At 60.9% G+C, this 13,484-nt stretch carries 11 protein-coding genes; all 11 read right to left on the bottom strand.

Going from position 1 to position 13,484, the window contains the following annotated elements:
• A partial coding sequence (locus HY896_08005) for an NAD(P)-binding protein (protein ID MBI5576292.1) occupies positions 1 to 609 on the bottom strand: 609 nt, incomplete at its 3' end.
• On the bottom strand, positions 609 to 1,514 hold the full coding sequence (locus tag HY896_08000) for a sulfide/dihydroorotate dehydrogenase-like FAD/NAD-binding protein (GenBank protein MBI5576291.1): 906 nt from the start codon (positions 1,512 to 1,514) through the stop codon (positions 609 to 611). The genes HY896_08005 and HY896_08000, both read right to left, overlap by 1 nt.
• 118 nt (positions 1,515 to 1,632) lie before the next feature.
• On the bottom strand, positions 1,633 to 2,217 hold the full coding sequence (locus tag HY896_07995) for a YihA family ribosome biogenesis GTP-binding protein (GenBank protein ID MBI5576290.1): 585 nt from the start codon (positions 2,215 to 2,217) through the stop codon (positions 1,633 to 1,635).
• Positions 2,218 to 2,230: 13 nt separating this feature from the next.
• The gene (locus tag HY896_07990; GenBank protein ID MBI5576289.1) at positions 2,231 to 4,006 is read right to left on the bottom strand and encodes a diguanylate cyclase; all 1,776 of its coding nucleotides are present in this window, start codon (positions 4,004 to 4,006) and stop codon (positions 2,231 to 2,233) included.
• On the bottom strand, positions 3,994 to 5,538 hold the full coding sequence (locus HY896_07985; GenBank protein MBI5576288.1) for a redoxin domain-containing protein: 1,545 nt from the start codon (positions 5,536 to 5,538) through the stop codon (positions 3,994 to 3,996). The genes HY896_07990 and HY896_07985 overlap by 13 nt, the downstream gene beginning before the upstream one ends.
• A 7-nt stretch (positions 5,539 to 5,545) precedes the next feature.
• Positions 5,546 to 6,031: a TlpA family protein disulfide reductase gene (locus HY896_07980; protein MBI5576287.1), complete on the bottom strand. Its 486-nt coding sequence runs from the start codon at positions 6,029 to 6,031 to the stop codon at positions 5,546 to 5,548.
• Positions 6,032 to 6,126: 95 nt separating this feature from the next.
• On the bottom strand, positions 6,127 to 7,074 hold the full coding sequence (locus HY896_07975) for a 6-bladed beta-propeller (protein ID MBI5576286.1): 948 nt from the start codon (positions 7,072 to 7,074) through the stop codon (positions 6,127 to 6,129).
• A gap of 45 nt (positions 7,075 to 7,119) precedes the next feature.
• Complete coding sequence (locus HY896_07970) at positions 7,120 to 8,199, bottom strand: hypothetical protein (GenBank protein MBI5576285.1); 1,080 nt, start codon at positions 8,197 to 8,199, stop codon at positions 7,120 to 7,122.
• 70 nt (positions 8,200 to 8,269) lie between these two features.
• Complete coding sequence (locus tag HY896_07965; GenBank protein ID MBI5576284.1) at positions 8,270 to 9,316, bottom strand: hypothetical protein; 1,047 nt, start codon at positions 9,314 to 9,316, stop codon at positions 8,270 to 8,272.
• A 26-nt stretch (positions 9,317 to 9,342) separates the two neighbouring features.
• Positions 9,343 to 11,139 carry a hypothetical protein gene (locus HY896_07960; protein ID MBI5576283.1) on the bottom strand — a complete coding sequence of 599 codons (1,797 nt, stop codon included), beginning with the start codon at positions 11,137 to 11,139 and terminating at the stop codon, positions 9,343 to 9,345.
• The coding region (locus tag HY896_07955) for a hypothetical protein (GenBank protein ID MBI5576282.1) at positions 11,121 to 13,484 on the bottom strand (2,364 nt) is incomplete at its 5' end. The genes HY896_07960 and HY896_07955, both read right to left, overlap by 19 nt.

Here is a 13,484-nt window from a genome sequence, read left to right as displayed (position 1 = left end):
CTTGGGGAGGCGGAACTCCGGGATGCCGTACATGAGAACGCCTCCCGGCTTGTGCAAGGCCTCGAAGATAGTGACGTCGTGTCCCAGCTTGACAAGGTCCCCCGCGACGGTGAGCCCGGCGGGTCCGGCGCCGACGACAGCAACGCGCTTACCCGTCGGCGGAGCGACATCGGGGATCCGGATGCTGCCCGTAACCCTCTCGAAATCGGCGACGAACCGCTCGAGGCGGCCGATGGCCACCGGCTGGAATCTCTTTCCGAGGACGCAGGGGGTCTCGCACTGCTCTTCCTGCGGGCAAACCCGCCCGCACACGGCGGGAAGGGCGTTCGTCTCCTTGATTTTCCTCGCCGCTTCCACGAACTTCCCCTGGCGCACGAGGTCGATGAACTCGGGGATCTGCACCTCGACGGGGCATCCCTTCACGCACGCGGGATTCTTGCACTGGATGCAGCGGGATGCCTCGAGGATGGCGAGATCGGGTGTGAGACCGTACGGGACTTCCCTGAAGTTCTTTTTGCGGACTTCCGGCGGCTGCTCCGGCATCGGCTGCCGCGGGATGCTTCCCACCTTCGGTCGAACCGCTTTCGGAGTCGGGGTGACGTCGGCCATCAGCTTACACCTCCTGTTGTAACGACTGCCTTCCCGGCCCCGCCGGGCGTCCCGGTCGCTGCCGATCCCATGCACTTGCCGTCCTTATGGATGAATCTCTCCATCGCCGCCTTCTCCTCGCTCAGGTAGGCGCGATTCCGCATGACCAGTTCCTTGAAATCCACTTCGTGCCCGTCGAACTCCGGCCCGTCGACGCACACGAACTTCGTCTTGCCGCCGACCGTCACCCTGCAGGCCCCGCACATCCCCGTGGCGTCAACCATGATCGGGTTCAGCGAAACGACCGTCTTTATCTTGTGCGGCCGGGTGACCTCGGCCACCGCACGCATCATCGGCACCGGGCCGATCGCGACGCAGAGGTCTATCTTCGTGCCGGCGTCGATGTACTCCTGGAGCGCCTGCGTGACGAACCCCTTCTTGGCGTACGATCCGTCATCGGTGGTCACGACGCACTGGTCGGAGATAGCCTTCATCTCCGATTCGAGGATTAGAAGGTCCTTCGTGCGGGCCCCGACGATCGAGAGCAGGCGGTTCCCCGCCTGCTTGAAGGAGGTCGCGATCGGAAGAAGGGGTGCCGTCCCGATCCCACCGCCGATCCCCACGATGGTGCCGAGATTCTCGACGTGAGTGGCAAGGCCGAGCGGCCCGACGACGTCCTGAAGCATATCCCCGGCTTTCAGTGTGGCAAGCTCCGCAGTGGATTTACCCACCACCTGGAAGATGATCGTCACCGTGCCGTCGGCGGGGTCGGATCCCACGATGGTGAGCGGGATGCGCTCGCTGAGCTCGCCTCTCCGGACGATGAGGAACTGACCCGCCTTCCGCTTGCGGGCGATCCGGGGGGCCTGGATACGTTGGAAAATGACGTTCTTGGCGATTTCTCGGCTTTCCACGATGGGAAACAAGGTGTACCCTCCGCGTCCCCCGATGACGTACGGCGGACTTAATTGAGATTTGCGAACATATCGGCAGGGTCCGGCCGGTAATAAAACGGAAAGACAATACCCCTTTTCGTGCAAACAATCAAGCGGAAAAAGAGGACCGTATGTCCCTCCATAGTGCGTCGATACCCTCGCGCGTTTTGGCGGAAACCAGGGCCGGCGGGCCTCCCCTCTCCAGCCACTCGGCCCCGTGGAACCTTGCGGCAGCCTCGGCCCGGCCTCCCGATTTGATCGTATCGATCTTGGTTCCCACCCACCGGTAAGGAATGGAAAGGTCCGCCAGGTACCCGGAAATCATCCTCTCGTCTTCCCCCGGCCCCCGCCGGACGTCGACCAGCAGGTACACCTTGCGCAAAAGGCGGCAGCCGGAAAAATACCCCTCCACCAGCGCCTTCCAGGCATTCCGTTCCTCGCGGGAAACCTTCGCGTAGCCGTACCCGGGAAGATCGACGAAGGCGAACTTCCCTTCCACCTCGAAAAATGCGATGCCCCGCGTCCGGCCGGGGGTCTTGCTTACGTGCGCAAGCCGCCTGCGTCCCGCGAGCGCGTTGAGAAGGGAGGATTTCCCCACGTTCGATTTTCCGGCGAACGCCACCTGCGGAAGAGAGACGCCCGGCCACCCCTGTCCCGTCGGGTCGAAAAGAATGAAGCGGGGCGCGCCGGTCATACCGTATATTCCGTCACACGGACTCGAGTTCCGCGAAAAACTCGTCGAACGTCTTTCCCGATTCGCGGACGTACTCTACCGTCGAAACCTTGGCGATCATCTTGCCGTCTCCCAGCCGCTTCTCGCCGTAGAAGGAGAACTGGTTGAACTCCCTGAGAAACAAATCGGCGAGGTACTTCGCCTGCTCCTCGTTTTTCCCGGGGCAAAGGACGATGTAATTGGCGCCGAAACAGCGGCCGGGGATGACTCCCATGACTTCCTGGCTCTTCAGAAACTCGGCCGTCTTCTGGAGCACGAAATCGCCCCGCTTGTAGCCGTTCGACTCGTTGTATTCCTTGAAATTCGTCAGGTGCACCATCGTCATGGCGAAGGGGACGCCTTTGCCCGTCGCCGCTTCGATATGCTCTTCCGCCAGTTTCTTCATGAAGGCCAGGTTGTACAGTCCCGTGAGACGGTCCCGGTTCTCCATCTCCTGCGCGGCCTTCTGGATCTCCTGCAGGTGCAGCGTGTTGTCGATGAGCGAGGCCATCTTGTAGGCGAAGCTCTCCATGGCTTCGACGTTTTCCTTCGAAAGCGGGCGATGGCTCATCTTGTTGTCGACGCCCAGAACGCCGATCACCTTCTCCTTCGCGACCAGGGGGAAGATGGCGAACGCCTTCGACCGCAGCGAACGGACCTTGTCGTAGGGGGGGCGGAATTTAAGGTATTCCGGCACCGCCTCGGTCCCGTCCCAGAAGACTGCGCGCTTCGACCGGTAGGCCCGGGCGAAGCCGCCGCCTTCCAGCGAGATCGGAACGAAAATCTTGTCCTCGGATTCGAAGACGTTGCCCACGGAGGCCGCGCACCGCAAGAACTTCCCTTCCGCATCCGGCATCATGAGCAGGATACGGTCGACCTCGAACCGTTCCTGCGCCACGCCGAGCACCAGCGGAAGATGCGATTCGAGGAAACCGGAATACTGCATGGCGATGCTCAGGTCGTACAGCCGCATCAGGCTGTCCCCCGCCTTCTCCAGCTTGCGGCGGGACGCTTCCAACTCCTGGTTCATCATCTCCAGCCGCAAGTTCGACTTCTCCTGTTCGCGGTAATACGGCCGGATGATCATCCGGACCGCGAACGAGCTGAACGCCATAACGAGGATGGATATGACGATGCAGGTGGTGACGATGACTTTTTTCAGGCGCGTCAGCTCCGAGAAAGCCGTGCTGATCGGCTGGTCGACCGCGACGAGCCATCCGCGGTCCTTCATCACGCGGAAGGCGAGGATCTTGTTCTCCCCCAGAAAATGGTACGTGCCGAACCCTCCGTCGAACTTCTCTATCAGCTCCTGGAGCTTCACCCGGTGCATGATGTTCTTTTCGCCCAACTGCTGGATCGGCTGCTCCGCCGCGTGGAGCTCGACGACGGTATCGCCGATGTATGTCTGCGCCTCCACCAGGTTCCGGAACTTGGGGGCCATGTGAGCGACGAGGAAGCCGTTGCGGTCCATTACCCAGGAAGCGCCGAACGTCTCCACCTTCGCCGATTCCAGCAGGTCGTGGAGGGGCCGCACCGCCTCCGCGCCGGTACCGCGGATCGTCGCCAGCTGGGACGCCAGCAGCCGGGCGTTCCTCTGCGCATCCACCTTGATTGCGTCCTCGCTGACCTTGTAGACAGCCACTCCGCCCAGTCCGATCGTGAGCAGCGCGAGCACCATCGAAGCCATGATCAGCTTGAACTCGAGAGACAGGTTCGTTTTTGCGGGGGAGACTTCCCCCCCGCCCCGCGCCGGACGCCTCAGGAGTGACACCCGCTGCACCCTCCTTTCAGCAGAAGCTTCGATTCTTCGGAAGCATGGGCCTCGTGGCAAGACAGGCAGACCAGGTTTCCTTCCTTGCTCAGCTTCATCTTCCGTTCCATTTTCGGTGGAACGCCGACGGGATGCGTGTGTCCCTTGCGGGCGAAATCACCGTGGCATGAGAGGCACAGCCTGTCGCCCGGAAGCTTGACGAAGTTGTCGTTCCTTTCGGACGAGTGCGGCTCGTGGCACTTCGAGCAGGCCCCTTCCCCCACCGGCCTGTGGACCGTCTTCCTGCGCTGCACCGTCTTGATCCCTTCATGGCACATGACGCAGAGATCGCCCCCGTACCTCCGGAGCTGGAACGTCTCGGAGGAGGCGTGAGGATTGTGGCATATCGTGCATAGGCCTGCCGACATCGGGCCGTGCAGGTAGGTCCGCACCAGGTCCTTCCGCTTTTCCTCGTGGCACTTGAAGCAGAGCTCCTGCCCCCTCGCGACCACCTGGTACCGGTTCGGCCTGCTCTCGAACCTGTGACAGGGAGAACACCCTCCGACGGGGATCGGCCCGTGCACCATCCGCTGTCCGGTTAGCTCCTTGTGGCAGCCGAGGCAGAACCGCGTCGCCGCGGTGAACCCCTGGGCCTTTTCCGCCGGGGGATTGAGCTCGTGGCACTTCCGGCACGGCGCCTCGTTCTTTTCCATGTGGAAATGATATTCGGGGAAGGGCGATTCGATTCCCACCCCGATCTTCGGCGCGCGGAACAGGACCACCCCCTGGTTGACTCTCCTGCCCTTTTCGTCGATCGCCTGCAGCTCGATATAGTTCGAGCCCAGCGCAAGAGGGGTGCGGATGTAGAAGTAATCCCGCATCGTCTTCAGGCTCTGTCGAGAACCTCCGTTCAGCGACAGGGACACCCGGTTCCCCGGCCGCGTCCTGCCCACTACGTAGATCGAATCCTGGTACGTCTTGGAGAAATTCTGCGGCAGGAAAACCTGCAGCGGAAGCTCCTTCGCCAGCTTCTCTGCGCCGCTCTCCCCGCGTACGACCTTTGCGACGGCTTCCTCCAGCGTCTTGATGTCCTTCTCGGTCGCTCCGGTCGAAACGAACCGGACGAATCCTCCCTTGTCTATGACGACATGCGCGGGAATCGACTGTATATCATACGGGCGGGAGGCGGCCAGCTTGTCGTCCACGATCATCGGAAAATCGATGAGGGAGGAATAGCCCCGGTAGAATTTCCGGACCCTCGCAAGGCCGTAGACGTCGAGGTTCACGCCGATGACCTGCAGCTCGGACGGCTGGAACTTCTTCCGCAGCCTGGCTATGTCTTCGAGGGACGACACGCAGGTCGAACAGTAGATGGAGCCGAATTTCAGGAGAACGGCCTTCTTGCCGAGATAGGACTCCAGGGAGACCCTTTCCCCCGTCAGGTCTTCCCCTTCGATGGATGGCGCCGGCTCCCCTACGGCGACGGCAAGAGCGCTCCCGGCCCATAGACAGAACATCGCGGCGAGAATCGCCCCGCGGAGCGCGGCCCGCATCACCCGCTCACTTTTTCAGAACCGCCTGGATTGCTTTCTCCAGTTCCTCTTCCGTCACCCTGCCCGCCTTGGCGTAGGCGACCTTTCCCGAACGGTCCAGGATATAAAGCGTGGGGGTCCCCGCCACGCCGTACGGGTCGGCCACCTTGAACATCTCCTTGGAATCCAGTTCGTCGACAAGCACCCGGAAGGTGTACCCCTCCTGCCTGATGAAGCCGTTGATGCTGCCCGCCAGCGGCTCTCCGTCGAGCGCGATGGTGATAACGTCCAGCCCGCCCTCCCGGTATTTCTCGTGCATCTTCTGGATGGCCGGCATCTCGAACCTGCACGGCTCGCAGAAGATCGACCAGAAAACGAGGAGAAACGCCTTTTTCCCCTTATCGTCCGCCAGTCGGAACGGTTTGCCGTCCGAGTCCTTGACGCTGAAATCGGGAGCGGCCGCGCCGACCTCCAGCATCTTGATCCCCTCTATCATCCCCGTGAGAGGGGTCATCGCCTTTTCCTCCGAGAAGGCGGTTCCCGCCGAAAAAACCATTAAACAAATAAGCGTGAAGGAAAGAACCGGAGCCGTCGCGGAGATGCGCATGCTTATCTTATCCTCCTGAACTTTCGGACGAGGTTGTTTCCCGTATCCGTCACAACGACGATTTCACCGAACGATATGTTTACGAACAGGCCGCCGGGCTTCTTGAGCGGGTCCTTCCCCCCCTTGAACTCCCCGAGGGGCTCGCCCTCTTTGTCGAACAGAATCAAGCGGTTGTTCTCCGCATCCGCAATATACACCGTATACTTCCGGGGTTCAATCCGTATCCTGGAAGGGCCGCACGGCCCTTCCTCGCCCGAAAGGCGCATCGGCCAGGTTTTTATCAACACCCCGTCTATGTCGTATTTCTGCACGGTGCATCCCGGCGACGACAGCACATACAGATAGCCGAAACCCTCGTCGGAATAAGCTATGGATACCGGGTTGGTCAGTTCGGTCCCCCGCCTGCGGCGGGCGAACTTTCCCCATTCCAGAATGAATCTCCCGCCCGGATCGAACTTCTCTATGCGATTGTTTCCCGTGTCCGCAACGTATATGTTCCCTTTCCGGTCGAGCGCGATGTCCATCGGCCGGTTGAAGTCGCCGTCGCCCGATCCGAGCCGGCCGAAAGACGAAAGGTATCTGCCGTTCGAGTCGAATTTCTGCACGCGGTTGTTGAGCCGGTCCACCACGAAAAGATTCCCCGATACCGGGTCGATGGCTATCGCCGACGGCTTGTCGAAGAGACCGGCGGTGAATCCGTGCCCTCCCCACTCCCTGAGGAACGAACCCCTCCGGTCGAGGACCTGGATCCTGTTGTTCCCCTGGTCCACGACGTATGCGTTCTCCTCGCGGTCCTCGGCGGCATCTACCGGCCGATCGAAGCTTTGCCGCCCGATGCCGTAGCCGCCGACGGAATAGACCGGCTCGAAGGAGACTTCCGCGGCCGCTCCCCCCGCAACCATGGCGAACAGCGAGATTGCCGCCGCCGCAACGTATGTCGTCCGCCTCATGACCCCCTCCGCCGCCTCGCTCCGGCCCCGGGAAAGCCGGGCGGATCAGACCTTCGCGAGAACGGCTTCATTGACCGTGATCTTCGCCTTTTTCTTCAATACGTCCACGTACGCCTCGATCGACTTTCTCTTCAGGTTGGTGGCGACGAACCCCCGGATCTGCTCCTTGATCTGGGCCAACGGGATCTTCTTGCCGTTCTGCACGAACATCTCCGAGTGTTCCTTGTAGGTGGCTTCGATATCCTTGTCGGTCACGACGACGTCCTTGAGGATCTCCTTGTCCGCAAGGATGTTGATGAGGACGATCCTTTCCGTGTCCTTCCTCGCTTCGGCCAGCCATTTCGAGCCTTCGATGCCCTGCTTCTTCGCGAGCCCGAGAAGGGACCGCTTCGTGAGCTCCCGGTCGAGGATCCTTTCGATCGCCATGGGATTGCGCGCCAGCTCCTCGGACGCGTGCGACCCGCCTCCCATCGCCTGGAGAATCTTCTTCACTTCGCCGTAGGTGATCTTCTCCGCGCCGGCGGCGGCGATGACCGTGTCGTCCCCGACCTTCTCCTTCTTGCCGATTCGTTGCAGCACCGCATTTTCGACGGAAGCAGGGACCTCCTTTTTCGCGGAGGCCACGAGCCCCTCCTGGATCTTCCTGAGCTGCATGTCGTACGCCATTTTGCCCGCGCGCGATTCAGCCTCTTTCTCCGTGAGCTTCTTGTTCGCCTCCATCAGGCGTTTCGTTTCCGCCTTCATTTCTTTCTCTATGTCCTTCGACCTGGCGTCGATTTCCTTCCTGAAGAGCGCCGTGATCCACTGGTCGTCTTCGCTCTGCCGGATCAAGGTCCGGTATTCCTCCGTATTGTCCAGTCCCTTGGCCTTGGCTTCCTGCGCGAGCAGGCGGCCTCCGATCAGCCGGTCGAGGGCCTCCTTCTTCTTCTCCGCCGGAATATCCGACGCAGGCACCGCCGCGCCCCTGATCCCCAGGAATTCCCGGAGCTCGAAGATCCGGATCTCCTCTCCGTTTGCGGTACCCACCACCTCGTTTTTCACCTCCGCCGTGGAGCATCCCAGCCAAATCCCGAATGCAGCCGCGGCGACAACCACCGATCCGATGCGCCTGAATACTTCTCTCAAGTTCCTCTCCTCTCGATTATCGATCGCCGCAGCCGGAATGCCGGCTTGCGGCGGAATTCCTCGTGGCGCTCTAACGCGCAGGCTCACCGGACGGCGCCGCGGGAGCGGGCGCCGGGGCCGCCGGAGCGGGTGCGGGAGCCGCGGGAGGTGCGCCCTCCTTGACCGGCTCTTCCTTGATCGCCGCTTCCAGCTTCTTGCGCGCCTCTTCGATCTTTTTCTTTTCCTCTTCCATCCTCTTTCTCTCCATCTCCACTTTCAGCTTCTCTTTTTCGACGTCCTGCTGGGCGGCCGTCGTCCTGGCTTTTTCCGCCTCCAGCGCCGCTTTCTGCATCTCCATCTCGGATTTTACCGCCTGGGCCTCCCTGGCGGCGGCGTCCTTGATCCCCGCGGCGTCCGTCCTGGCCTTGTCCAGCTGCTCCTGTATCTTTCCGGTCTCTCCCTTGAGCTTCTCCAGCCGCGTCCTCTCGATCTCCTCTTCCTTCTTCAGCTCCGCGACTATCCCCTTCCGCTCCTGGTCCCTGGCACGTTTCACCTCATCTGCAAGCCTTGACGTCAGGCCGCGGACCGCGTCCCTGGCCACTTCCACGTCGGTCTTCCCTTCGGTGACGCCGAAGATCTTTCCTGCGGTCAATCCTCCGATAACCGTCACGTTTCCCACCCAGAGGACGATCCCCGTGGGAGGCTCGACCATGGCAAGGTCCATCGTCACCTGGGAGGAGGCATCCTTCTCCTTCCCCTTGCCGTAGCTGAGTATCTTGCCGTACAGGATCGCCTGCACGTTCATCTCGTCCCCGAGCTTCCGGACGACCTCCTTGTCGAGGATGTCGGTCCCGGTGATCTTGAGCTTCTTCATCACGTCGCGGGTGAACCGCGTGTCCTCGACGTCCGTGAATATCTTCTCGAGCCGGAGCGCCGGCACCAGCAGGGCGTCCACCGTCTTTTCCGCGTCCCTGGTTTCCGAATAGTTCTCCAGCGGGAAGATCGCCACCCGCTTGATTCGGAGGTATGTATCCCTGGCCTTGGAAGGTTGAGCGTGTTCACGGATCACCGGCCGGGAGCAGCCCGCCGCGAGAACCGTCGCCACCAGGAGCCATGCCATCCTCTTCAGGTTTTTCATGCCTCTCTCCTTGATCGTGCGCGGTATTAAAAAATGTACCGGAATACGAACCCTATGCTTTCGGACTCGTTCGGCGCGGCCGAAAACGTTTTCTTGAAGGCATAGGTGAGGCTGGCGTCCCAGTAGGGGGCGGTCCAGCCCACCTTCGCGTCGAAACTTTCGCTGTTGTCGGCGATGTTTTTCTTGTCGTACTTGACGGTCGTGTCGAAAAGGAGCTGGCGGTACTTGTAGGAAGCCTTCACGCCGAAGTTGGTCGTGATGTCCGGCGGGAGATCGTCGTTGCTCGTGTCCGTCGCCTGGCGGGTGACGTCGAATCCCACCATCCAGCCCGGTAAAGGATCGCGCCAGGTTAGGTTCGCCGACGTGCTGTCCGTGCGGTTGATATTGTTCGCAAGCGAATCCTCCTTGCGGGCGTAGGTGTGGGACAGGAGGGAATTGATGTTGTTCGTTTCGATCGGCTTGTAGGTCAGGACGACGCGGAAATCCCGAATCTCGCTCTTTACCCTCGTAACCATGTCGTTCTTGAACGCGATTTCGTAGGAAGGGTCTATCGTAAGCCGGATTTCCTTGATCGCCGCGTTGGCCTTCAGGTTGTACCGGGTGTCGATCGCGGACTTCGCTCCCCTGGTGAAGGTATCGTTCTTGTCGTAGGAAAAAGACGCTCCGAGCGTAGGAAGTATCTGCGCCACCCAGGACCCCGTCCATTCCTCGTTTCCCGAGGACGTGTTCTTTGTCAGGTCGAACGGATGATCCTCGACGGTATCCTTCTTGAGGTATTTAACGTAAAAATCGAAGACCCTTGAATATTTCGCCCTGAGATCCACCGTGTACGTATCTTCCGTCTTCTTGTTGTCGTCCGCGGTGTGCCGGGCCTCCGTGACGGTCCTCCCGGCATCCGCCTTGAGGTCGTAGGGCTCTCCGATCTTCTGGCTGCCCGTGACCTTGTACGTGCCGGTAAGGTTGTGTTCTCCGGACACGAAATTCTGCTTGAGCTCTCCGTCGAAGGACGCATCGACCGTAGTGTCCCTGAAGGGGCGCAACGAGATGAGGTTCTTTACGGTCTGCGTCTCTTCCTCTTTCTGGTTTTTCGCCCCTCCCGCCGACAGGAGGGTGGCTCCGCTATTCTTTTCCACCTTGTACTGGATATCAAGCTTGATCTTGTCGGAGATGAAGTGGCGGACGCTACCCGTCCCGCTGACCTTTTCATCTTCCGTGTCGGAATCCGCCCTCAGCAGGTCGTCGTTAAGATTCCGCGTATAATCCCCTTTCAGGTCGAGCCATTCGTACGGCCGGTAATTGGAAGACAGGTTCCACGACGTCTTTCTGGCGTCGGTCGTTCCCTCCTGGAAATTCGTTTCCAGCGTATATTTCCCCTTGAAATCCGGGAGCCTCCTCGGCGGGACGAGGAAGACCTCCATGAAATAGGTGTCGGTGATGGAAGGAGTCCGGCCAGGTTCGTTCGAATCCTCGATCGTCCTCTTCGCTCCGGCGTTCCAATAGGATCCCTTGTACCCGAGGGAGACCGACGGGAAGATCTTCGTCGTGTCCGGCCCCATCGAATCCCGGGACTTCTCCACCTTGAATGTCACCTCGTTCTGGATGACGGGCGCGAGGAATCCCTTGTACTTCAAGTCCAGCGTGTTCTTCGACCGGTCGGTCCGGGTAGTACCGGTCGCGGTCTTGTCCGTGATCCAGTCCATCGTCAGCTCGTAACTCCCGCTTATCAATCCCGCACCCTTCGCGGTGCCTTCCGAAATCGTAAGGATCGCTACCGCAACGATCAACAGATATCCCGCTCCGCGGCTCACCTGGACCGTTTCCACCCGATGGTTCTCCGGGGGAACAGGAAAACGAGCCCCGGGAGAAGCAGGACGACGCATCCCGCTGCGAGTTTCTCCGCGGGGGACGTGCCCGTGACCGACTCCGCAAGGAGGACCGCGGGAACGAGGACCGCCCTTGCCGCCGCGCGCAGCAGGGGCCGCTCCGCCATGAAGGCCGCGAGCGGGGGACTCACCCGGTAATAAGCGGATACCACCGCCCTCCCGGCGGGGTTAGTCAGAAGCCGGGCGTCACGGAAACGCCGGAAAACCTGCACCTCCGGCGCCATCGGAGAACCGTACGCCGCCGTCGCGATGAAGCACCCGCTGATGAAAAGGGAATCGTGGAAGGGGAAGACGTTTTTCCAGGTGGCGGAAGCCGTCTTGGTCGACGGGGGATTCGTGTCGCGGTAGGTGACGGTCACCGTGTCGCTGTTCTTCACCAGGATGACCTTGGGCGAACCGGAGCTGTTCGTGGCGGACTTCGAAAAGCCGAACGTGCCGCGGTAGACGTTGTCCGTGCCCCTGGCAAGCGACAAGGTGAAGCCCGTCCCGTCCGATGAACTGGTGACTGTGACATCCAGCGACGCTGCGACGGAGTTCTCGTCTACAAGAGTAACGTTCGCAACTGTCGTGTCGTTGATATAGATCGACTTGTCGAGCGTCAGGGTGGCGCCGGAGCCGAACCTGACCGCGCCGGAATTCTTCGTACCGAACCACACGTTGGATGAGCCGTCTCCGCCGGCGGATATGAGGTCGTTGACGGCCGGTCCGTTCACCGGACTGGATGCGTTCCGAGTGAACGTCATGGTCGCGAAACCGATCCGCGCCAGGTCGGCGGCCCCGATGCCGGCGGCGTTGTCCTTGGGGATGGCCGTGTTCAGCAGGACGTTCGGGTCGATCCTGGCCGCACCTCCCAGTGCCGACTCCGACGTGCCGACGGGGTCGCCGTAGGACACCCAAACGATATCTCGCGTCTGCCCCGTGTTCTGGAACCCGATCCCTGTCGGCTCGATGAATCCCGACGAGCCGTGCGCTCCGGCGCTTGTGAACGACGGGGGGAAGTAGACGAGTGAGGTCAGAGTATTGTCCCCCGCAAGGTCGAAGGGATTGTACCGGTCGGCTTGTACATTCGGGTCGGTTGAGGAAGGATCGCCGCGGTCGAATGCGAAAACACCGCGGTCTGTCGCGACCCAGAGGAATCCGGTCCTGTCGATCGCCATGGAGTTGATCGAAGCCGGCGGATTGGAAGCCTCGGACAGCGCCGTAATCTTCTCGAACGCCAATGCATCGAATGTGGTGCCGTAAAGGCTTAGGACGGAATTGTCGGATTCGCGGAAATTCCGGTATATGTTCCCGGCGGACGTTCCGATATAAATAAGGTCCAGGGACTGGTCCGTCGAAAAGACGTTGTCGAATTCCAGGCAGGTGATCTGCTCTCCAGGTAGAAGGGGAACCTTGAAGGTCAGGTCCGAATATCTAAGGGCGCTGGGCTGATTGGTCCCCGTATCGGTGATGGCCGCGAACTGGCTCCCCCCCCCGATCCATTTCGTCAGGTCGCGCGCGATCCGGATACTCTTAACATTCAGGATGGAAGGGACCAGCGGATAAACCTCGTCGCTGCGGACCTGGTCGAGCCTGACCTTCGCCACTGTCTGATCGGTCCCGACCCACATCGAGCCGGTCGAGGGTTCATACGCCATCGCCTGTATGCGGGAGGAGCGCAGCAGGGACGAATTGATCTGCGTCCAGGCGTTAATGCTGAAAATCCATATTCCCTGGTCCGCCGTGCCGATCCATGTCCTGTTCGAGCCGTCGAATGCGTAGGAAAGCGTCTTGTTCGTGTTCAGCGTCGGCTGCGGGTCGGTGGAACGGCGCACGGACCAGTAGGGAAGTTCGACCGCAAGGTCGAAGACCGCGTTCACGATCCGGGTGACTATAGTGACGATGAAATTCCTGATCGTCAGGACGAATCCGGAGTCGAAGAGGTGGTTCGTGGAGGAAGTGTTTATCGTCGGGGAGGAGTTCGTGCGGTTCTGGCCGTCAACCGGCAGGGTCCGGGAGAAGACCTGGCCCGATGTGGAGAAGAAATCGCTCGCGACGCCGAATGCGGAATCTCCGATCGAGAACGGCTGGAGAAGGTGCGGCGTCGGGCTTGCATCGGAAAGATCGGCTTCCATCACGGAAAGCGCCGGGAAGTTCGAGTCGTTGTTAACCGCGAATGCCGCGCGCCCGGAGGCCATCTGCTCCGCGTCCACGCGCCATATGAGCACGCCGTTTCCGGGGAGATACCGGTCGAAAAGGGCCGCATCCGGCCCGTCTTTTCCCCTGAGTTCCAGGAGGAAGTATTG

This window comes from Deltaproteobacteria bacterium, assembly GCA_016218975.1.
In the GTDB taxonomy this organism is placed as follows: Bacteria; Desulfobacterota; Deferrimicrobia; order Deferrimicrobiales; family Deferrimicrobiaceae; genus JAENIX01.
Note: the sequence above shows the minus strand (reverse complement) of the source record. Positions and strands in the feature narration are given on the sequence as shown.

What these genes read in the sequence shown, in the direction of transcription:
- HY896_07995 (MBI5576290.1), bottom strand. Translation starts at nt 2,217, where the DNA reads ATGACCGGCGCGCCCCGCTTCATTCTTTTCGACCCGACGGGACAGGGG.
- HY896_07985 (MBI5576288.1), bottom strand. Translation starts at nt 5,538, where the DNA reads ATGCGGGCCGCGCTCCGCGGGGCGATTCTCGCCGCGATGTTCTGTCTA.
- HY896_07980 (MBI5576287.1), bottom strand. Translation starts at nt 6,031, where the DNA reads ATGACCCCTCTCACGGGGATGATAGAGGGGATCAAGATGCTGGAGGTC.
- HY896_07975 (MBI5576286.1), bottom strand. Translation starts at nt 7,074, where the DNA reads ATGAGGCGGACGACATACGTTGCGGCGGCGGCAATCTCGCTGTTCGCC.
- HY896_07965 (MBI5576284.1), bottom strand. Translation starts at nt 9,316, where the DNA reads ATGAAAAACCTGAAGAGGATGGCATGGCTCCTGGTGGCGACGGTTCTC.